Here is a 22421-nt window from a genome sequence, read left to right on the forward strand (position 1 = left end):
TTTAAAGCAAGATGGGTATTTTAGAAAAATTGTTTTATAAAATTACAAAAATAAGCTTTATGTATTATTTCGTTTAATGAATTGTCAAAATTGTAATAGAATTAGTTATCTAAATTATACTATCTTGAATTTAGTATAATACATTGCGAAACATATATTAAAATGCAGTTAAATATTAATATAAATAATTATCTATACGTTTTAAATAATCTTAATGTGTTATTTTTATTAAAATTAAATAATATTATTAACATAATAGATTATATGAAAATAAATATAGTTTCACAAATTACTATTTAAAAACTATATATTAACAAAACTAAAATTTATTATTGTATCTTGAATATTTTAATTTAATTAAAGTCAATATTTAATTATTTATATTAATAAATATTAACTTCTACTCAATATTTTGACTTTGTTCTCTAATTTGTTCAATTAACACTTTAACTTCAATTACAGATGAGTGAATATCAAAGCTTGAAGATTTTGAAGATAACGTATTAACTTCTCTATTTAGCTCTTGCATAACGAAGTCTAATTTTCGTCCGATAGGTTCACTATTTTCTAGTATAGAGAACGTCTTTAAAATATGTATATCAATTCTATCTAGTTCTTCTGAAATATCAGTTTTTTGTATTATAAAAAATAATTCTTGATTTAATCTATTTTGGTCTATATCTATTTTCAGTTCTTCTACTTTTTCTACAATTCTTTTTTTTTGCCATTTTGCAATTTGAGTTATATTATTTCTTATAATTTTAATATTGTGTTGTATAAAAAACAATTTAGTTTCTATTAATTTTTTTAGATGTATACCTTCATTTTTTCTAAAATTTAGTAATTGCTTAATGGTTTTTTTAAACAATTCTGATAATTCAGAAGAAATTTTATCTATATTATTATTTTTTAAATTTATTACTCCTGGCCAATTTAATAAGTCAATTATATTTACTATTCCATCGGGAATGTTTAATTTAATGTATTTTATATACTTAATTAGTTGTTTAATTAAAGAGGTATTAATAAATTTAGCTGGTATTGCATATTTATTGGATTCAAATTGTAAATTGCATTCTATTTTCCCTCGATTTAAATGGGATCTAATATACTTTCGAATTAGTGGTTCTAATTCTCTGAATTCTTCTGATAATCTAATATTAATTTCTAAATAACGATGATTAAACGAACGAATTTCGAAAATAGCACTACCCCATGTTCTATTGATTTTTTCTTTTGCATATCCTGTCATACTATATATCATAGTCTAACCTCTTCAAGATTAATATTAATTCGTTGGATAAGTATAATGTATAAATAAATAATTTATATTAATGTTTAAAATATCTTTTTTTTGTAAAAATCATAGAAATTGCATTTTGGTCAACAGATGCAATTACTTCTTTATCTCTAATTGATCCTCCAGGTTGAATGATACAAGAAGTACCCTGTTTAGCAATAATTTCGATGCTATCTTTGAATGGGAAAAATCCATCTGATGCTATAGTAGATTTTTTTAAATTAACTTTATTTTCGTTTGCTTTTATTGTTGCAATTTTAATAGCATCAATTCGACTAGTTTGACCTGATCCAATACTAATGGTTTTTAAGTCTCGAACATATACTATAGCATTAGACTTAATATATTTAACAATTTTTAAAGCAAATAATGCATCGCATTTTTCTTTTAAAGTAGGTAATTTTTTACTGACTACTTTCCAATCTTTTTGGCTAATAACATCAAAAGAACTTGTTTGTATTAAAAAAGCTCCATTAATTGACTGTATATTTAATTGTTTTGTATTATTATATTGATTACAATATTTTATAATTCTTATATTTGGTTTTTTAGAAAATATTTTTAAGGCAGAATCAGTGATATAGGGAGCAAGAATTAATTCTACAAATTGTTGGTTGATAATGACATTTGCTGCTTTTTCCTCAATAGTACTATTAAAAGCAATTACACCTCCAAATGCAGAAGTAGGATCTGAATTATAAGCAGATAAATAAGCAGAAATATGATCATGTGAAGTTGCTGCCCCGCAAGGATTTCCATGTTTAATTATTATACAAGTTGGTTTTTTAAACTCTTGAACGCAAGATATCGCTATATCAGCATCGGAAAGATTATTATAAGATAATTTTTTTCCCTGAATTTGAACAATTTTGTAATTATTAGATAAATTAATATATAATCCTGCTTTTTGGTGTTTATTTTCTCCGTATGCTAGGTTTTGTTTTTTTTTAAAAACATAATGTAGATATTTTGGTAAATCGCTAGAAGAGTTAGTATTATTAGATATATTTGAAAAATATTTACTAATACCATAGTCGTAATTCAAAACATATTGAAACGCAATATTAGCTAATTTCAAACGTGTTTCTTGAGAAATTTTATTATTATTAACATTCATTTCTTGTACTATGTCATAGTAATTATTAGGTTTAACCACGACAACAACATTTTCATAATTCTTTGAAGCTGCTCTAACTATAGTTGGGCCACCAATATCAATTAATTCGATTATATCATTATGATGTAATTCTGTTTTACTTGATATTTTAGAAAATGAGTAAAAGTTTATTACAACTAAATCTATTTTAATTATTTCATGTAATTTCATTGTTTCTTGATCTTTATTTGGATCAGATAATATTCCAGCATATATTTTGTGATGCAACGTTTTAATTCTTCCACGCATTATTTCAGGAAAATTTGTATATTCAGAAATATGTATAGATTTAATTCCTTCATTATCTAATATTTTTTTGGTTCCAGAAGTAGAAAATAAATTAATGTTTTTTTGAACAAGATGTCTAGCAAATTCTATAATTCCAGTTTTGTTAGAGACACTAATTAATGCATTATTTATTATTTTATTATTTTTCATGTTTTAAGTTCGAATGTAGAAAAGTTAATATAACTGTATTTTAAAGTTCGTGTTTTAAATTAAAAAATTTACTAATAAAATAGATTAGTTGCTATTATTGAATTTTATATTAATATTTTAAGAACGTTACTATATTCTAAAATATATCTTATAATTAACATGAGTGTTATTATTTTTTTTACATAATATCTTACTTTTCATATGATAATTATCATTATGTTGATTATTGTAAATTTACGTTAAGTATGTTGTAATTGAATTATTTTAAATAATTTCAACTTTATTAAAAAGCAAAAATATATTTTTATGTATTTAAAAAAATGTTAAAATTTATTAAAGAATTTTGAAGTTTTTTATCAATTGTATTAAAACAGTATTTGTATAAGTTATATTTATTTTTTTATTAAATTATATAAAAAATTTTAAATAACATGTATACAGTTTAAATTACATTTTATGAACATATTGATTTTAATTATGACTGTTTTATATAAATTATAAAAAAACAAACATTCACATACATGGCAAATGTTTATTTTTTATTATAATTTATAAAGTAGAATTTAGTAATTCTGATAAATTAGCTGATGCTTCTTCTGCACTGACAGAGGAAGACAAACTAGGATTAGTATTTTTTTCTTTACGACGACGATTTAATCTTTTTTTATGGTAAGCATATCCCGTTCCAGCGGGAATTAATCGACCAACAATAACATTTTCTTTTAAACCTCTTAGTTCATCTTTTTTTCCTGATACCGCTGATTCTGTCAATACTCTTGTTGTTTCTTGAAAAGAGGCTGCAGATATAAATGATTCTGTTGCAAGAGATGCTTTAGTAATTCCTAATAAATCTCTTGAGAACGTCGCTAATATTTTTCCTTTATTATTTAATATTTGGTTAGACATTTTTACTCGGGAATATTCTACTTGTTCTCCAGTAAGAAATTCTGAATTTCCAGGTTTAATAATTGTTACTTTTCGTAACATTTGTCTGACTATTACTTCAATATGTTTGTCATTTATTTTCACTCCTTGAAGACGATATACTTCTTGAACTTCATTAACAATGTATTTTGTTACAGCTTGAACACCTCTTAATCTCAAAATGTCATGAGGGGATTCTGGTCCATCAGATATAATATCTCCTTTTTCAACTCTTTCTCCTTCAAACACATTGAGTTGTCTCCATTTTGGAATCATTTCTTCATATGAATCATTGCCATCATATGGTATAATAATTAATCGTCTTTTCCCTTTGGTATCTTTCCCAAAAGAAATAAAACCACTGATTTCAGCTAATATCGCTAGTTCTTTTGGTCTGCGAGCTTCGAACAGATCAGCTACTCTTGGTAGACCTCCAGTGATATCTTTTGTGCCTCCTGATTCTTGCGGAATTCTGGCTAACGTGTCTCCTGATCTAATTTTAATATTATTGTCAATTTGAACTATAGCTTTTCCTGGTAAAAAATATTGCGCTGGCATGTCGGTACCAGTAATTAAAACGTCTTTACCATATGAATCTATTACTTTAAGTGATGGACGTAAATCTTTCCCAAGAATGTTTCGTTCTGACGTATCTAGTATAACTATAGATGTTAATCCTGTTAATTCATCTGTTTGTCTGGTAATACTTTGACCATCAATCATATCGATAAATTTAATGTATCCATTGACTTCAGAAATCACTGGAATAGTATGTGGATCCCATTTTGCTACTATTTCTCCTGGTTTAACTTTTTCTTTATTTTTTTTAGCAATTATTGCTCCATATGGTACTTTATAACTTTCTTTTGTTCTTTTAAATGAATCAATAATTTTTAACTCTACGTTACGTGAAGTAATTATTATTTTTCCTTCAGAATTAATAACAGATTTAGCATTACTTAATTTTATAGTTCCGACATTTTTTACTTGTATATTGGATTCTGCTGCCGCTCTTGAAGCAGCGCCGCCAATGTGAAATGTTCGCATTGTAAGTTGAGTACCTGGTTCTCCAATAGATTGAGCTGCGATAACTCCAATTGCTTCTCCTTTTTTAACAATATTGCCTCTAGCTAAGTCTCTTCCATAACAATTTGCGCAAACGCCGAAATTAGTTTCACAGTTTACTACTGATCTTACCTTAACACTATCTATAGAATTTTTTTCTAAGATATCACACCATTTTTCATTTAGTAATGTATTTCTGGGTATTAATATGTTAGCCGAGCAAGATTCTAAGATATTTTCTACTGTTACACGACCTAAAACTTTTTCTCGTAATGGTTCTTTAACATCTCCTCCTTCTATTACAGCAGTCATAATTATACCTTCATGTGTATTACAATCGTCTTCAGTTACTACTAAATCTTGAGCTACATCTACTAAACGACGAGTTAAATATCCTGAATTTGCTGTTTTTAATGCAGTATCCGCTAATCCTTTTCGTGCACCATGAGTAGAAATAAAGTATTGTAACACATTTAATCCTTCTCTAAAGTTAGCTGTAATAGGTGTTTCAATTATAGAACCATCTGGTTTAGCCATTAAACCTCTCATTCCAGCTAATTGTCTAATTTGAGCTGCTGACCCTCTAGCACCTGAATCTGCCATCATAAAGATACTATTAAAAGAAATTTGTTGTACTATTTCCCCCCCATTGTTTTTTATAACGGACTCTGTTGATAAATTTTTCATCATAGCTTTTGCTACTCTTTCGTTAGCCGCAGCCCAAATATCAATAACTTTGTTATATCTTTCTCCTGATGTAACAAGCCCTGATTGAAATTGATTTTGTATCTCTGCTACTTCAATTTCTGCTTCTGTAATAATATCAATTTTCTTTTTTGGAATTACCATATCATCAATACCTACCGATGAGCCTGATCGTGCAGCATAGGTAAATCCTGTGTACATAATTTGATCTGCAAAATCTACAGTCGATGTTAATCCTAATATTCGATAACAAATATTTAACATATTGGAAATAGATTTTTTACCTAATACTTGATTAACAATAGAGAAAGGCAATCCTTTTGGTACAATCATCCACAAAACTGCTCTTCCTATAGTAGTATCTATTATTTTTTTCGTTTTTAAAAATTTTGTATTTTCTATAAGATGATATTCTGAAATTCTTACCTTTACTTTAGCATGCAGTTCAGCTAATCCCATTCGATATATTCTTTCAGCTTCTTGTGGGTTATTTAATATCATACCTTCTCCTTTTGCATTTATTTTTTCTCGAGTCATGTAGTACAGTCCTAATACTACATCTTGAGAAGGTACAATAATTGGTTCTCCATTCGCAGGAGATAGAATATTATTAGTAGACATCATTAATGAACGAGCTTCTAATTGAGCTTCTAACGTTAGTGGAACATGTACAGCCATTTGATCCCCATCGAAATCTGCATTATACGCTGCACATACTAATGGATGCAATTGTATAGCTTTACCTTCAATTAGAACTGGTTCAAAAGCTTGAATACCTAATCTATGCAAAGTCGGTGCTCGATTTAATAATACTGGATGTTCTCGAATTACTTCATCTAATACATCCCATACAATAGATTCTTCACGTTCTACCATTTTTTTTGCTGCTTTAATTGTAGTAGCTAATCCTTTTATTTCTAATTTTCCATAAATAAATGGCTTAAATAGCTCTAGAGCCATTTTTTTAGGTAAACCGCATTGATGTAAACGCAAGTAAGGTCCAACAGTGATTACTGATCTTCCAGAATAATCTACTCTTTTTCCTAACAAGTTTTGTCTGAACCGACCTTGTTTCCCTTTGATCATATCGGAAAGCGATTTTAATGGACGTTTATTTGAACCTGTTATTGCTCGACCTCTTCTGCCATTATCTAATAATGCATCTACGGCTTCTTGTAGCATTCTTTTTTCATTTCTAACTATAATATCTGGTGCTGATAATTCTAATAAGCGTTTTAAACGATTGTTTCTGTTAATAACTCGACGATATAAGTCATTTAGATCTGATGTAGCAAATCGTCCTCCATCTAGCGGAACTAAAGGTCTAAGATCAGGAGGTAAAATAGGTAAAACAGTTAAAATCATCCATTCAGGTTTATTATGTGATTGTATAAATGATTCTAATAACTTAATACGTTTTGTTAACTTTTTTCGTTTAGTTTCAGAGTTGCTATTTTTTAGTTCTTTTCTTAAAGTTTCGCATTCTTGTATTAAATTCATGTTATTTAGCAATGTTTGTATGGCTTCTGCTCCCATTTGTGCATTAAATTCATCACCAAATTTTTCTAATGAGTCTAAATATTGTTCTTCGGTTAAAATTTGACGTTTATTGAGATTAGTTATCCCTTCTTCGATTACAACATAAGATTCAAAATACAGTACTCTTTCGATATCTCGTAATGGCATATCTAGTAATAATCCAATTCTTGATGGTAGCGATTTCAAAAACCAAATATGTGCGATAGGAGATGCTAATTCAATATGACCCATTCGTTCTCTTCGTACTTTACTTTGAGTGACTTCTACTCCACATTTTTCACAAATAACTCCACGATGTTTTAATCGTTTGTATTTTCCACATAAACATTCGTAATCTTTTACTGGTCCAAAAATACGTGCGCAAAATAATCCATTTCTTTCTGGTTTAAATGTTCGATAATTAATAGTTTCTGGCTTTTTAACTTCTCCGAAAGACCAAGATCGAATCATGTCAGGGGAAGCAAGAGCAATTTTTATTGCATCAAATTCATCAGTTTTAATTTGTGATTTTAAAAATTTTAATAGATCTTTCACGAATTAGTTCCCGTCGAAGTGTAGGTATTTAAAGATAACTAAATTAATCGATAAGAGATTTTAAGAAAGTAAGTATTAACATTGCATTTTAATCGCTTTCTAATTCGATGTTGATACCTAACGATCTAATTTCTTTTAATAGAACATTAAAAGATTCAGGCATTCCTGGTTCCATTTTATAATTTCCATCTACTATATTTTTATACATTTTTGTTCGTCCATTTACATCGTCTGATTTCACTGTTAACATTTCTTGCAAAGTGTAAGCAGCACCATATGCTTCTAATGCCCATACTTCCATTTCTCCAAATCTTTGACCTCCAAATTGAGCTTTTCCACCTAATGGTTGTTGAGTAACTAAACTATAGGAGCCAGTAGATCTTGAATGCATTTTATCATCTACCAGATGATTTAATTTTAACATATACATATATCCTACTGTAACTGGTCTTTCGAATTTTTCTCCAGTTCGCCCGTCAAACAGTGTTATTTGACCAGAAGATGGCAGTTCTGCTAATTTTAATAATTCTTTTATTTCGCTTTCTCTTGCTCCATCAAAAACAGGTGTTGCAATTGGCATTCCATTTTTAAAGTTTTTGGCTAAACTTAATACTTCATTATCGGAAAAATTACTTAAGTCCACTTTTTGTCTAATATTTTCACCTATATTAAATGCTTTTTGAATGAATTTTCGAATAGATTTAATAGCACATTGATTTTTTAACATTTCGTTAATTTTATCCCCAATCCCTTTTGATGCTAATCCTAAATGAGTTTCTAAAATTTGACCGATATTCATTCTTGATGGTACTCCTAAAGGATTTAACACAATGTCTATTGGAATTCCATTTTGATCATACGGCATATCTTCTATAGGATTAATTTTTGAAATTACTCCTTTATTACCATGTCGACCAGCCATTTTATCACCGGTTTGAATTTGTCTTTTTACTGCTAAATAAACTTTAACAATTTTTAAAACTCCAGGAGCTAAATCATCTCCTTGAGTAATTTTTTTGTGTTTAACTTCTATTTTTTTTTCAAGCTTTTTTTTAAGGTTTTGATACTGTAAGGATAGTTGTATTAACTTTTTTTGATATTTTTTATTATGTATATTAATTTTTAACCATTCTAGTTGAGATAATTTATTTAAATCATTTATATTCATTCCTGATGATAATAAAACTGATCTAATTTGATTAAATAAACTTGATTCAAATATTTTAAATTCTTCTGTTAAATCTTTTTTAGCTTGTTGCAACTGTGTATCTTCAATTTTTAAAGCTCGTTCATCTTTTTTTACTCCATCTCTAGTAAACACTTGTATATCAATTACTGTACCTGATACCCCATTGGGTACTCTTAACGAAGAATCTTTAACATCTGAAGCTTTTTCTCCAAATATAGCTCTTAATAGTTTTTCTTCTGGTGTTAATTGTGTTTCTCCTTTTGGAGTTACTTTTCCTACTAATATATCTCCTCCATTCACTTCAGCGCCAATATATACAATTCCAAATTCATCTAATTTAGATAATGCAGATTCTCCTACGTTAGGTATATCTGATGTAATTTCTTCAGATCCTAATTTTGTATCTCTAGAAATACATGTTAATTCCTGAATATGAATGGTGGTAAATCTGTCCTCTTGAACAACTTTTTCTGATATTAATATAGAGTCTTCAAAATTATAACCATTCCACGGCATGAAAGCTACACGCATGTTTTGTCCTAGTGCTAATTCACCTAGATCAGTAGATGGTCCATCTGCTAGTACATCACCTTTTTCTACCTTTTCTTCTAGAGTGACACATGGTATTTGGTTAATGCATGTATTTTGATTAGATCTAGTGTATTTTGTAAGATTATAAATATCGATTCCTGCTTCTCCGGAATATGTTTCATTTTTGTTTACTTTAATAACGATTCTAGATGCATCTATGTATTGAATTATTCCTCCTCTTTTAGCAACCTCTGTTACCCCGGAGTCAACAGCTACTGTCCTTTCCATTCCTGTTCCAACTAAAGGTTTATCTGATATTAACGTAGGAACGGCTTGTCGTTGCATATTAGCGCCCATTAGAGCTCTATTTGCATCATCATGTTCTAAAAAAGGAATTAGCGATGCACCTACGGAAACTATTTGTTGTGTTGAAATATCCATGTAATTTACTTGATGTGGTCTAAATAAACTAGATTCGCCTTTATGTCTACATGTAATTAGATCATCAACTAAATACCCTTTTTGATTTACATTTGTATTAGCTTGTGCAATAACGAAATGTCCTTCTTCAATAGCAGATAAGTATTCTATTTCATTAGTAATGATACCTTCTCTAACTTTTTGATAAGGTGTTTCTAAAAATCCATATGTATTAGTTCTTGCATATACAGATAAAGAATTTATTAAACCTATATTAGGTCCTTCTGGGGTTTCAATTGGACAAACTCTACCATAGTGCGTAGGATGAACATCTCTTACTTCGAATCCTGCTCTTTCTCTAGTTAACCCACCTAATCCTAATGCAGAAATTCGTCGTTTATGTGTTATTTCTGATAATGGATTATTTTGATCCATAAATTGAGACAATTGGCTTGATCCAAAAAATTCTTTTATCGCTGCTGAAATTGGTTTAGCATTAATCATGTCTTGAGGCATCAGCATATCTAAATCACCGAGAGATAATCTTTCTTTTACAGCTCTTTCAACTCTTATTAATCCTATTCTAAATTGGTTTTCTGCCATTTCTCCCACTGATCTTATTCGTCTATTTCCTAAATGATCAATGTCATCAATGTCTCCTTTTCCATTTCTAATAGCAATTAACTTCTTTATTACATCGATTATATCTATTTTACTAAGCGTTCCTTTTCCTTCTGTTTGTGTTCTTGACAAAGAACGGTTAAATTTCATTCGACCAACAGATGATAGATCATATTTTTCTTCAGAAAAAAATAAATTTTCAAATAAAGTTTCTGTAGCATCACGTGTTGGAGGTTCTCCAGGACGCATCATTCGATAGATTTCGATTAGTGCACTAGATCGATCATGAGTAGGATCTATTTTTAATGTTTCAGAAATATATGGTCCGTGATCTAAATCATTAGTGAATATTGTATGAATTTCAGAAAATTGATGTGATTTTAATTTTTCAATTATTTCTATATTTAATTCAGTATTAGCTGATAAAACTATGTCTTTCGTTTTGTAATTATAATAATCTTTTGCTGTTACTTTTCCTACTAAATACTCTATTGGCACTTCTATAGAATTAACATTGTCTTTTTTTAATAAATAAATATGTCGAGCAGTAATACGTTGGCCTTTTTTTACATACATTTTATTATTAAAATTAATATCAAAAATTGCAGTTTCTCCACGTAATTGTTCAGGAACTAGCATCATAATTATTTTTTTTGACGATATTTTAAAAATACTTTTTTCAAAGAATATATCTAAAATTTCTTCTGTTGTGAAGTTTAATGCTCTTAAAATAATACTTATAGGTAATTTTCGTCGTCTATCAATACGAATAAATAAATTATCTTTTGGGTCAAATTCAAAATCTAGCCATGATCCTCGATATGGAATAATTCGTGCATTATATAATACCTTGCCTGAAGAATGTGTTTTACCTTTGTCACTATCAAAGAACACGCCTGGACTACGATGCAATTGGGATACAACTACTCTTTCTGTACCATTAATTATAAATGTACCATTTTTTGTCATTAATGGAATTTCACCCATATATACTTCTTGTTCTTTGATATCTCGTATTGTTTTTTCTAATGTTTCTCGTTCATAAATAATAAGGCGTAGTTTCACACGTAGCGGTATTGAATAAGTTGATCCTCGGATTTGGCATTCTTTTACATCAAACGTAGTATTACCTAAATAATATTCTATATATTGTAGTTCAGCGTTACCATTATAACTGGAAATGGGAAATATAGAACGAAATGCTGCTTCTAGTCCATATAAGCCATTTGGATCTCGCTCTATAAATTTTCGGAATGAATCGAGTTGAATAGAAAGAAGATATGGGACATCAAGTATTTTTGGACGTTTTCCAAAATCTTTACGAATTCGTTTTTTTTCGGTATAAGAGTAAACCATAGGGTTCCTCGATTAGTCAATTAATTGAATTATTATTGTATTTTTAAAAATAACTATAGTAATCTTAAAGTTTTCGAAAATAATTTTTTAATTACATATTTTATAAAATAAAAATAACGAAATAATTGAATGACTAAAGCATTTTATGAGTATTAAAATCGATTTAAAATTACAAGTCATGGAACGAAAAAGGCTGGTGACTTAGAATCACCAGCGATTAATATATAATCTGAAGCGATAGTCTAAAATTTTTTTATTGAATTTCTACTTCAGCACCAGTTTCGTCTAGTATTTTTTTTAAAGATTCAGCTTCTGCTTTAGTAATATGAGTTTTTATTGTAGTTGGAGCTGATTCTACTAGATCTTTTGCTTCTTTTAGTCCTAAACCTGTAGCACTTCTAACGGATTTTATAACTGATACTTTGTTGCTACCAATAGATTTTAGTATAACATCAAACTCTGTTTTTTCTTCTATTGGTTTCGAAGTTGAATTAGATGAAGAATTTGTTGGTATTTCAGATGATATACCAAACTTTTTTTCCATATCAGAAATTAGTTCTACAATATTCATAACTGACATTTCTGATATAGCTTCCAAAATTTGTTCTTTAGTTATAGACATGATATGTGTTCCCAATAATATTTAAAAATTAATTTTGAATATTATTTCTAAGAATATGAATTGTATTTTATTTGTCATCCTTCATTTTTTTTATAGAGACAAAAGAACGCATTAGTTTTCCCATAGATGCTTCCTTTATAGTTATTATAAATCGGCTAATTGCTTCGTTATATGTTGGCATATCAGCCAATGTATTAATATCGCATGCTAGTAATATTTTTTTTTTAAAAACAGCTCCAATGATTTTAAAATTAACATTATTGACAGAAAATTGTCTAAATAGTCGTGCAGCGCTTCTTGGATGATCTTTAGAACAACCCATTAATACTGGACCGGTTAATAATTTTTTTAGACACTCAAACTGAGTACCTTTTATACCTAGTTTTATTAAAGTATTTTTAAAAACGCCTAATTTTACACCTATTTTTCGAGCTAAGCATCGTAATTCAGTGATATCATTGACTTTCACATGTTTCGAATTAGCAATAACTATCGATAATGACTGTTTAGTTATATTATTAATATTGGAAACAATTTCTTGTTTTTGTTGAAAATTTAATATCATTAATTTATATGCTCCTAATTTTAGTTAAAATAATTAAAATGATCTTGTTTGTATTACAAAAACTAAAATAGAAATGTTAACAATTTTATTTATATAGTTTTGCAACATTTTAATTTTTTATTTATTGAAATAATAAAAATAGTTAAATTTTTATATTTTAATATTTAGATAGTGAACAAGTATTATTTAAATTTATTTTAAACTGAAAGTACCGATTATAGATATTAATTTAGAAACGAATCTTTCATTATAAAGAATTTTTCTTTCAGCGTAAAGTAAAAATCAGACAATTGTTTTACCAATAGTATTTAAGTCAATATTGATGCCTACACTCATAGTAGTAGAAATGGTTATCTTTTTAATATATAATCCTTTAGCACTCGTTGGTTTGGATTTTTTTAAAGATACTAACAAAGCATTTAAGTTATCTTTTATTTTTTCATTTTCGAAATTAACTTTTCCTATCGAAACGTGTATTATTCCATTTTTGTCGTTCTTATAATATATTTGACCACGTTTAGCATTTTTTATTGCTGTTTCAATATCATTAGTAACTGTTCCTAATTTTGGATTAGGCATTAAATTTCTAGGCCCTAATATTGGCCCTAATTTACTCACAGTATTCATAGAATCAATAGAAGCAATAGCAATATCAAAGTTAATACCATTAATTTGAATATCTTTTATTAGTTGATTTAATCCTACGTATTCTGCTCCACATTTTTTAGCGATATCGACGTTTTTTCCTTGTGTAAACACTGCTACTCTTATATGCTTTCCTATGCCATGAGGAAGTATTGTACTATTTCGAATATTTTGGTCTGATTTTTTAGGATTAATACCTAAATTAATAGATACATCTATGCTTTCATTAAATTTAGAAGTTGTCATTTTTTTAAGCAATACAATGCTATTTTCAATATTGTATATTTGTTTACGATCAATTAAATTATGCATAAATTGCATTTTTTTAGTGGTTCTTTTCATTTATTTTCCTTTTATAGTTAAACCCATAGAACAAGCTGTTCCTATAATAGATTTAGTCATATTTTCAATGTTAGATCCTGTCATGTCAATTTCTTTTATTTTTGCAATATCTATCACTTGTTGATAAGTAATTTCTCCGACTTTATCTGTATTTGGTTTGGAAGAACCAGACTTAATTCCTGCAGCTTTCTTTAGTAAAATAGATGCTGGTGGTGTTTTAATGATAAAAGAAAATGATCGGTCTGAATATACAGTAATTACGGTTGGAATAGGTAATCCTTTCTCTAAATGTTTCGTTTTTTCATTAAATAATTTACAAAATTCCATGATATTCAAACCTTTTTGACCTAAAGCAGGTCCTACTGGAGGACTTGGATTAGCTGTGCCTGCTGAAACTTGTAATTTAATATAAGATTGTATTTTTTTTGACATGGCAGTTTTCTTCATTAATTAAGTATGTAAGAATAAAATTACTTCTTGTTTTGTTATTAATAGTGTTGAATATATGTACTAATATATTCAAAGTAAAACATATATTTTGAATAATAGAGTGCTTTTTTAGCAATTTATAATATATCTCTTAAACTTATAGACATATAATGAACTTTAAGTACATTTGATATAAATATTAATTTTTTTTTACTTGTCCAAAATCTAATTCTACAGGTGTAGATCTTCCAAATATAGAAACTGATACTTTTAATCTATTTTTTTCATAGTCTACTTGTTCTACTATTCCGTTAAAATCTAAAAATGGGCCATCGTTAACTCTTACCATTTCTCCAGGTTCGAATATTGTTTTAGGTCTAGGTTTATCTCCGATTTGCTTGAGGCGATTTAGAATAATATTAATTTCTTTATTAGTAATGGGAGAAGGTTTATCTGGTGTACCTCCTATGAAACCTAATACGCGGGGTATATTACGAATTAAATGCCAACTAGACTCGTTCATAATCATTTGAACTAATACATATCCAGGAAAAAATTTGTATTCACTTTTTTTCCGTTTTCCAGCTTTAATTTCTACTACTTCTTCAGTTGGTACCATTACATCTCCGAATAGCTCTTCCATATTATTTAATTTAATATGTTCACGTATTGATTGTGCGATACGTCCTTCAAAACCAGAAAATGCTTGCAATACGTACCAGCGTTTTTTGTGGTTCTTATACATATTATATCCTTAAACTAGTAATGAATGATACAAGTCGAATTAAAATGTTATCTAGTCCCCATAAAATTAAAGAAATAATGAAAGTTGTAATTATTACAATGATTGTTGTTCGAAATGTTTCGGTTAAATTAGGCCAAGTGATTTTGTAGATTTCTTGTTTAGTTTCATGAATTAAAAAAAAAATCTCTTTCCTTTATTTGTTAAAGATATTATTTTTATAGATATGCCAATTATCGATATTGTTATGATACTATGTAAAAAAATAGATAAATTAGTGTAATAGTAATGGTTTAAAAATTCTAATATTACTAATATGCTTACTCCAAACCATTTAAATGTTTCTAAGATATTAGTGTTTTTATTAATTTTGATCATTTATTATCCTATAACGTTAGTTATCTAAAATAAGGTTATACTTTAAAATGATAGATTTTATTTGCTATAAATAAGTGTATAAAAATGCAAAATTAAATTTGTCATGTTTGTTTTATTAGAAGTTGTATAGTTAGGAATTCCATAATTTTATTTATATCAATAGAATTTATGATATAAATACGATATTAATAATAATGTTTTAAATATCGATAAAATTTTCACATTATCATGCAATGTTTTTGTTTTAAATACATTAATAATATTTTATCAGAAGAATGTGTGAATGTTTTAAAAGTAAATAATATGTAAATAAAATTGAAAATGTAAACATTGCAATTTTATTTAAAATATCTTAAAAATAATTTTTTTAAAATAATATTTTATGCTGATACCCAGATTTAAACTGGGGACCTCACCCTTACCAAGGGTGTGCTCTCTCTAACTGAGCTATATCAGCTAAATTGTACAGCGAGCAGCGGGAATCGAACCCGCATCATCAGCTTGGAAGGCTAAGGTAATATCCATTATACGATGCTCGCAAGATATAATATAATTATTTATATAATTTAGCATATATTTCATGGTGGGAGAAGGATTCGAACCTTCGAAGTCGATGACGTCAGATTTACAGTCTGCTCCCTTTAACCACTCGGGAATCCCACCTTTATTTTGTATATATATAACTATATTATGCCGGCTACCGGAATTGAACTGGTAACCTACTGATTACAAGTCAGTTGCTCTACCTATTGAGCTAAGCCGGCTTTTATACTTAACATATTACGTATAGATTTGGTTTTATGCAATAAAAATTTAGTAATAATTTCATATTATTTCATTAATACGTTTATAGAATTGTATATTGCATAAAAATAATAAATTGAGTATCTTATATAAATAATAGTTATTATAAAAGATGTTATTCATTTCCTATAAATTATATTCAGCTATAAATTACGTTATATTAAATATTAATTCAGATAATTCTACATTCAAGAAATGTTTAGTTGGTATAACAAAAATTACTATTTGTAATTTGGTAATAAACTTTTTTAGATATAGTTGAAGAACACATGCATGAATTACAATGAAATACGTCAATTTTCATATTAATATAGATTATTTTTTCGAATGTTTATTAAAAAATATTTTATATTCTGATATAATGTATAAGAAACACTACAGATGTAACAATAAAAAGCCTTATATTATAGGAATTTCAGGAAGTGTAGCGTCTGGAAAGAGCACTATATCTAAGTGGCTAAAAATGGTATTAAGAAAATATTTCGTTTCAAAAAATATTTCCATAGTTACTACAGATAGTTTTTTATATTCTAATAGAATTCTATATGATTTAGATTTAATGAAAAAAAAAGGATTTCCTCAAACATATAATATTAATAATTTAATAAAATTTTTAATTGATATAAAATATGGTATTAGAAATATAACAATTCCTGTATATTCTCATTTTTATCAGGATATTATTCCAAATTCTAATATTCTTATAAAGAATACAGACATTTTTATTATAGAAGGTTTACATGTGTTAAATCCATGGTTATATGAAATAAAAACTAATGGTTGTTTTTCTTTATCAGATTTTTTTAATTTCTTAATTTATATTAATGCAGATGATTTGTTATTAAAAGAATGGTATCTTCACCGTTTTCTAAAGTTGAGATATATATCGAAGTTTTTTCCTGAATCTTTTTTTAATTACTATTCTAAAATATCTTATAAAGAGGCTATGGAAATAGCAACTCAAATATGGGAAAATACTAATTATGAAAACTTGAAAATCAATATTTTACCGACTAAAGAGTATGCAAATTTTATTATAACTAAAGGTTATAATCATAATATTGATCATATTCAATTGAGAAATAAGATTGATATCTTATATTATTGAATTATTTCTTTAAATAGTTGTGTTAAATTTTTAATAATATTATTGCTTTATAATTTTTTAAAGATTTTTTATTAACTTTTTAATACTTATGTCAACAACTTTTATTCCTAATAATTTTAACTTCTTTTTCAAGAATTATATTAAATTTTTTTTTGACTTTGTTTTGTATTAAGTCAGAAAGAACTAATACATCTTTTGTTGTAGCTTTATGTTTATTTATCAATACCAACGCTTGTTTATTATATACTTGAGCCCCCCCGACTGAATATCCTTTTAGTCGACATTGTTCAATTAACCATCCAGCTGAAATTTTAATGTTACCATTTTCTTCAGGATAATTAGGTAGGTTTTTATATTTCAATAATAATATTTTGGCTTTTTTTTGACTGATTATTGGATTTTTAAAAAAGCTACCAGCATTACCTATTTTTATTGGGTCAGGTAGTTTTTTCTTTCTATTATGTTTAATGTGATCAAGAATTATTTTAGCGGTTAAATTTTCGTATTTTATATTTTTTGATGTTAAATAAGAAATGTTTGGTTTCCATGCTTTTTTTATTTTAATTCCAACTGCTAAAATAATATATTTATAATGGTTTGCATTTTTAAAAATGCTACTTCTATATTTAAACATGCAATGTTCTGCTTTTATTTTGATGCTTCTAAAATAAATTAAAGAAAATATTTCTACATAATCACATATGTCTTTAAATTCTATTCCATATGCTCCTATGTTTTGAATCGGAGCCGCTCCTACTGTTCCAGGAATAAAAGCTAAATTTTCTAATCCGTAAATTCCTAGTTTTAATGTATATATGACTAAATCATGCCATTTTACTCCTCCTTTGGCATATATTAACCAACTTTTTTGATTTTCTGTAATTTTAATTCCAACTATTTTATTGATACCGACGACTCCATTATAATATTTGTAAAATAAGGTATTGCTTCCTTTTCCTAGAAACAAAAAAGGAATTTTGTTATTACATTTTTTCCATACTTGAATAAGATCGTTTATATTTCTAATTATAACAATTTTTTTAGCGTATTCGTTAATGTTGAATGTATGAAATTTTTTTAATGAATAATCTTTATATATCATTTTTTCTTTTTTTGTTGTTTAATATTATTTATATGTTAGTTGATTATTATTTTTAATTACAATTTATTTGAAACATATTATGAAATTATAGTTGTATTTAGCATAATGATGTAATTTTAGTTTTATAAATTGTTCTATTTTTTAAAAGGAATTTTAACATGAATTCATTTAATTCACGTTATTATGAAATGTTAAATGAGTATTTAGTAAACGTACGTGATAAAATAAATATTTCATTTGAATTATTTCCTCCTAAAAATCAAGTACTCAAAGAAGATCTTTGGAAAGTAATTAGTCAATTAAAATTATTCAATCCTATCTTTTTTTCAGTAACGTGTGGAGCTTTTTTAGGGGAAAGAAATCGTACATATGATATTGCAAATCAAGTAAAAAATCAAACTGGTATTGAAACAGTACCTCATCTAACTTGCATTGATTTGTCTAAAGATGAGTTAGAAAATATTGCAAAAAGATATTGGAATAACGGTTTTCGTCACATTATAGCTTTAAGAGGAGATGTAAAAAATCATGATAATAAGCCAAATATGTATGCTGTTGATTTAATAAAGTTATTAAAAAATGTTGCTGATTTTGACATTTCCGTCGCAGCTTATCCAGAAGTACATCCTGAGGCTCACAATTCATATTATGATATAGTTAATTTAAAGAGGAAAATTGATGTTGGTGCTAATCGAGCTATTACTCAATTTTTTTTTAATGTTGATTATTTTTTGCGTTTTAGAGATTCATGCATACGACATGGAATTACTATAGATATAGTTCCAGGCATTTTTCCTATTTCTAATTTTCAACAGTTATGTAAATTTTCTAAAATGAGTAATGTAACTATTCCAAATTGGATGTATTATATGTTTAATGGGTTAGAAAATAATTCTAAAATTAGTAAAATTATCGGATCGAGTATAGCTATAGATACTGTTAAAGTGCTTTATAAGGAAGGAGTAAGAAACTTTCATTTTTATACTTTAAACAAATCAGATGTAGTAAGTTCTATTTGTCACATATTAGGAACACGTTCTAAGTAATTGAAATGATAATATTTATGTTCACCATTTTATATCTCAATTATATATTGATAATATATAATTTAAACGTTTATATGCAATGTAAATAGATTAAAATTTTTATTTAAGATATGTTGTGAATATTTTATTACATTCTATATATTATATCAATTTTAAGGTTCATAATGATCAGTAAAAAAACTATTAAAAAAGTGGTATTAGCTTATTCTGGTGGACTTGATACATCAGCTATTATTCCTTGGATTAAAGAAAATTATTGTTCAGATGTAATTGCGTTTGTTGCTGATATTGGACAATCCCAAAACGATTTACATAATATTAAAGAAAAAGCATTACAATCAGGAGCATCTGAGTGCATTATTTCTGATTTAAAAGAGGAATTTGTAGAAAATTATATTTATCCTATATTAAAAACTGGTGCTTTATATGAAGGAAGTTATTTATTAGGAACAGCTATAGCTCGCCCTATCATAGCAAAAGCTCAAGTAGAGTTAGCGTTAAAATTAAATGCTGATGGTTTATGTCATGGAGCTACTGGGAAAGGAAATGATCAAGTTCGTTTTGAAACAACATACGTTGCTTTAGCACCTAATTTAAAAGTAATTGCCCCCTGGAGGGAATGGAATTTACGTTCTCGAGAAGAGTTATTGTTATATTTAAAGGAAAGAAATATAAAAACTACTGCTACTATTGAAAAGATTTATAGTAGAGATGAGAATGCTTGGCATATTTCAACAGAGGGAGGGATTCTTGAAGATCCTTGGAATCGATGTCAAGAAGATTGTTGGGTATGGACTGTGAATCCTAAAAATGCACCTGATATATCTGATATTGTTTCTTTGAAAGTAAAACGAGGTTGTATAGTAGCAGTAAATAATGTTTATTTAACCCCGTTTCAGTGTTTAAATAAATTAAATAAAATAGGATCAAAACATGGAATTGGACGTATTGACATTATTGAGAATCGTTTAATAGGTATGAAATCTAGAGGTTGTTATGAAACCCCGGGAGGAACAATAATGTTTAATGCATTGCGCGCTATTGAACAATTAGTATTGGACAAGGATAGTTTTAAATGGAGACAAATATTAGGATTGGAAATGTCGTATATAATTTATAATGGAAATTGGTTTAGTCCTGTTCGAAAATCTCTTCAAGCATCAGCAACTGAATTATCTTTAGAAGTGAACGGTGAAGTAGTATTGGAGTTATATAAGGGCACAGTTACCCCAATTCAAAAATATTCACCTAATTCTTTATATTCTAAAGAATTTGCTACGTTTGGATTAGACAATGTATATCATCAATCTGATGCTCATGGATTTATAAAATTATTTTCTTTGCCTTCTAGAATACGCGCAATGAATAGTAACATGAATTAAAAGATATAAGTTAAAATAATAAAATTATAATTTTAATATGATATTTAAAAGTAGTTAACGGAGTACACATAAAATGTTATGGGGTGGGAGATTTATAGATGAACTTGATCCGTTTTTTAAAAAATTTAATTCTTCTTTAAAAATTGATTATCGATTAGTAGAACAAGATATTTTTTCTTCTATAGCTTGGTCAAAATCATTATTCAACGCGAATATATTGACACAATCAGAGCAAAAAAAAATTGAAGAGGCATTAAATACTTTATTAGATACTGTTATAAAAAATCCTAGTCTAATTTTAAATAGTGATTCAGAAGATGTGCATAGTTGGGTTGAAAAAGAACTAATTAATATAGTAGGAACTATTGGTAAAAAGTTACATACTGGACGTAGTAGAAATGATCAAGTAACTACTGATTTAAAATTGTGGTGTAAATATAAAGTTGGAGTTTTATTAAAACAAATAAATCGATTAAAAATAACTTTCATTAATATTTCTGAAAGGTATCAAAATACTGTTATTCCAGGTTATACGCATTTACAAAGAGCTCAACCTATTACTTTTTCTTTTTGGTGTTTAGCTTATATAGCAATGTTAAACCGAGATATGGATCGTTTAAAAGATGCTTTAAATAGATTAAATGTTAGCCCATTAGGGTGTGGAGCATTAGCTGGTACTTCTTGGAATATTGATCGTGATCAGTTGGCTAAAGAAATGGGTTTTGCATCAGCTACTATAAATAGTTTAGACAGTGTATCAGATCGTGATTACGTAGTAGAATTAGCTTCAATTGCGTCTATTGGTATGATACATCTATCTAGATTTTCTGAAGATTTGATTTTTTTTAATTCTTCTGAATCACAATTTATAGTATTATCAGATAAAGTAACATCTGGTTCTTCTCTTATGCCTCAAAAGAAAAATCCAGATTCATTAGAATTAATAAGATCTAAATCTGGAAAAGTTATTGGTTTTTTAGTAAGTATTTTGGTAGTTTTAAAAGGATTACCATTATCGTATAATAAAGATATGCAAGAAGATAAAGAGGGTTTATTTATATCTTTGGACACTTGGAGTGATTGTTTATTGATGTCTGTTTTAATTTTAGAAAATTTAGAAATTAATAACATTATTTGTTTAGAAGCTGCTAAAAAAAGTTATGCTAATGCTACTGAATTAGCTGATTATTTAGTGAATAAAGGCGTAACATTTCGTGATGCACATCACATTACTGGTAAAATTGTATTAGCAGCGATAAAAAAAAATGTATCATTGGAAAAATTAAATTTAAATATATTTCAAAATTATTGTAAGTATATTGACAAAGACGTGTATCAATGTTTGAAATTAGAATCAATTTTTAATAAAAGAGATTCGAAAGGCGGAGTTTCATCTCGACAAATTCAAAAAGCTATTGATATAGCTAAAAAAGAAGTATACAAATTTTAATAATTTAATTATAAACTATATTAGTTTT

At 27.3% G+C, this 22421-nt stretch carries 15 protein-coding genes and 4 tRNA genes; 4 read left to right on the plus strand and 15 right to left on the minus strand.

Translation table 11 applies throughout. The features are described 5' to 3' along the window. Nucleotides 1-400: 400 nt before the first annotated feature. The 14 genes from D9V73_RS00145 to D9V73_RS00210 form a co-directional block, all read right to left on the minus strand. Nucleotides 401-1264: a YicC/YloC family endoribonuclease gene (locus D9V73_RS00145; protein WP_158336251.1), complete on the minus strand. Its 864-nt coding sequence runs from the start codon at nucleotides 1262-1264 to the stop codon at nucleotides 401-403. Between the two features lie 67 nt (nucleotides 1265-1331). After that, nucleotides 1332-2894 carry a bifunctional phosphoribosylaminoimidazolecarboxamide formyltransferase/IMP cyclohydrolase gene (gene purH, locus D9V73_RS00150; RefSeq protein ID WP_158336252.1) on the minus strand — a complete coding sequence of 521 codons (1563 nt, stop codon included), beginning with the start codon at nucleotides 2892-2894 and terminating at the stop codon, nucleotides 1332-1334. A gap of 549 nt (nucleotides 2895-3443) precedes the next feature. Beyond that, nucleotides 3444-7661 carry a DNA-directed RNA polymerase subunit beta' gene (gene rpoC / locus D9V73_RS00155; RefSeq protein WP_158336253.1) on the minus strand — a complete coding sequence of 1406 codons (4218 nt, stop codon included), beginning with the start codon at nucleotides 7659-7661 and terminating at the stop codon, nucleotides 3444-3446. A gap of 88 nt (nucleotides 7662-7749) precedes the next feature. Beyond that, nucleotides 7750-11778 carry a DNA-directed RNA polymerase subunit beta gene (rpoB, locus tag D9V73_RS00160; protein ID WP_158336254.1) on the minus strand — a complete coding sequence of 1343 codons (4029 nt, stop codon included), beginning with the start codon at nucleotides 11776-11778 and terminating at the stop codon, nucleotides 7750-7752. A gap of 253 nt (nucleotides 11779-12031) precedes the next feature. Then, complete coding sequence (rplL, locus tag D9V73_RS00165) at nucleotides 12032-12400, minus strand: 50S ribosomal protein L7/L12 (protein ID WP_158336255.1); 369 nt, start codon at nucleotides 12398-12400, stop codon at nucleotides 12032-12034. Nucleotides 12401-12467: 67 nt separating this feature from the next. After that, nucleotides 12468-12965 (minus strand): 50S ribosomal protein L10, encoded by a 498-nt coding sequence (rplJ, locus tag D9V73_RS00170; protein WP_158336256.1) that lies wholly within the window; start codon nucleotides 12963-12965, stop codon nucleotides 12468-12470. A 282-nt stretch (nucleotides 12966-13247) separates the two neighbouring features. Beyond that, on the minus strand, nucleotides 13248-13952 hold the full coding sequence (gene rplA, locus D9V73_RS00175) for a 50S ribosomal protein L1 (RefSeq protein ID WP_158336257.1): 705 nt from the start codon (nucleotides 13950-13952) through the stop codon (nucleotides 13248-13250). Beyond that, entirely contained in the window at nucleotides 13953-14384 is a 432-nt protein-coding gene (gene rplK / locus D9V73_RS00180) for a 50S ribosomal protein L11 (RefSeq protein WP_158336258.1), read from the minus strand. Between the two features lie 196 nt (nucleotides 14385-14580). After that, nucleotides 14581-15126: a transcription termination/antitermination protein NusG gene (gene nusG, locus D9V73_RS00185; RefSeq protein WP_158336259.1), complete on the minus strand. Its 546-nt coding sequence runs from the start codon at nucleotides 15124-15126 to the stop codon at nucleotides 14581-14583. Between the two features lies 1 nt (nucleotide 15127). Then, a complete protein-coding gene (secE, locus tag D9V73_RS02990; protein ID WP_158336764.1) occupies nucleotides 15128-15310 on the minus strand; it encodes a preprotein translocase subunit SecE in 183 nt (60 codons plus the stop codon). Nucleotides 15311-15884: 574 nt separating this feature from the next. Beyond that, nucleotides 15885-15958, minus strand: a tRNA-Thr gene (locus D9V73_RS00195). Between the two features lie 10 nt (nucleotides 15959-15968). Further along, a tRNA-Gly gene (locus D9V73_RS00200) sits at nucleotides 15969-16040 on the minus strand. A 42-nt stretch (nucleotides 16041-16082) separates the two neighbouring features. After that, a tRNA-Tyr gene (locus D9V73_RS00205) sits at nucleotides 16083-16164 on the minus strand. A 28-nt stretch (nucleotides 16165-16192) separates the two neighbouring features. After that, a tRNA-Thr gene (locus D9V73_RS00210) sits at nucleotides 16193-16265 on the minus strand. Between the two features lie 323 nt (nucleotides 16266-16588). Between D9V73_RS00210 and coaA the strand changes: the two genes are divergently transcribed. Beyond that, nucleotides 16589-17413 carry a type I pantothenate kinase gene (gene coaA / locus D9V73_RS00215; RefSeq protein ID WP_158336261.1) on the plus strand — a complete coding sequence of 275 codons (825 nt, stop codon included), beginning with the start codon at nucleotides 16589-16591 and terminating at the stop codon, nucleotides 17411-17413. 91 nt (nucleotides 17414-17504) lie between these two features. Here the strand turns inward: coaA and murB are convergent, their stop codons facing one another. Then, nucleotides 17505-18515, minus strand: coding sequence for a UDP-N-acetylmuramate dehydrogenase (murB, locus tag D9V73_RS00220; RefSeq protein ID WP_158336263.1), 1011 nt, complete (start codon nucleotides 18513-18515; stop codon nucleotides 17505-17507). A gap of 158 nt (nucleotides 18516-18673) precedes the next feature. Here murB and metF point away from each other — a divergent pair, with 158 nt between their 5' ends. The 3 genes from metF (at nucleotide 18674) to argH (ending at nucleotide 22393) form a co-directional block, all read left to right on the plus strand. After that, on the plus strand, nucleotides 18674-19561 hold the full coding sequence (metF, locus tag D9V73_RS00225) for a methylenetetrahydrofolate reductase (RefSeq protein WP_158336265.1): 888 nt from the start codon (nucleotides 18674-18676) through the stop codon (nucleotides 19559-19561). Nucleotides 19562-19725: 164 nt separating this feature from the next. Next, a complete protein-coding gene (locus tag D9V73_RS00230; RefSeq protein ID WP_410051759.1) occupies nucleotides 19726-20943 on the plus strand; it encodes an argininosuccinate synthase in 1218 nt (405 codons plus the stop codon). A gap of 73 nt (nucleotides 20944-21016) precedes the next feature. Next, nucleotides 21017-22393 (plus strand): argininosuccinate lyase, encoded by a 1377-nt coding sequence (gene argH, locus D9V73_RS00235; RefSeq protein ID WP_158336267.1) that lies wholly within the window; start codon nucleotides 21017-21019, stop codon nucleotides 22391-22393. The last annotated feature ends 28 nt before the right edge of the window (nucleotides 22394-22421 follow it).

The organism is Buchnera aphidicola (Melaphis rhois), assembly GCF_005080745.1.
Taxonomy (GTDB): Bacteria; Pseudomonadota; Gammaproteobacteria; order Enterobacterales; family Enterobacteriaceae; genus Buchnera_B; species Buchnera_B aphidicola_AT.

Bases quoted from the DNA above. Each gene is read 5' to 3' on its own strand.
- rplK (WP_158336258.1), bottom strand. From the start codon at position 14,384: ATGTCAAAAAAAATACAATCTTATATTAAATTACAAGTTTCAGCAGGC.
- D9V73_RS00230 (WP_410051759.1), top strand. From the start codon at position 19,726: ATGATCAGTAAAAAAACTATTAAAAAAGTGGTATTAGCTTATTCTGGT.
- rplJ (WP_158336256.1), bottom strand. From the start codon at position 12,965: ATGATATTAAATTTTCAACAAAAACAAGAAATTGTTTCCAATATTAAT.
- metF (WP_158336265.1), top strand. From the start codon at position 18,674: ATGAATTCATTTAATTCACGTTATTATGAAATGTTAAATGAGTATTTA.
- murB (WP_158336263.1), bottom strand. From the start codon at position 18,515: ATGATATATAAAGATTATTCATTAAAAAAATTTCATACATTCAACATT.
- nusG (WP_158336259.1), bottom strand. From the start codon at position 15,126: ATGTATAAGAACCACAAAAAACGCTGGTACGTATTGCAAGCATTTTCT.
- argH (WP_158336267.1), top strand. From the start codon at position 21,017: ATGTTATGGGGTGGGAGATTTATAGATGAACTTGATCCGTTTTTTAAA.
- coaA (WP_158336261.1), top strand. From the start codon at position 16,589: ATGAAATACGTCAATTTTCATATTAATATAGATTATTTTTTCGAATGT.
- rplA (WP_158336257.1), bottom strand. From the start codon at position 13,952: ATGAAAAGAACCACTAAAAAAATGCAATTTATGCATAATTTAATTGAT.
- D9V73_RS00145 (WP_158336251.1), bottom strand. From the start codon at position 1,264: ATGATATATAGTATGACAGGATATGCAAAAGAAAAAATCAATAGAACA.
- rpoB (WP_158336254.1), bottom strand. From the start codon at position 11,778: ATGGTTTACTCTTATACCGAAAAAAAACGAATTCGTAAAGATTTTGGA.
- purH (WP_158336252.1), bottom strand. From the start codon at position 2,894: ATGAAAAATAATAAAATAATAAATAATGCATTAATTAGTGTCTCTAAC.
- rplL (WP_158336255.1), bottom strand. From the start codon at position 12,400: ATGTCTATAACTAAAGAACAAATTTTGGAAGCTATATCAGAAATGTCA.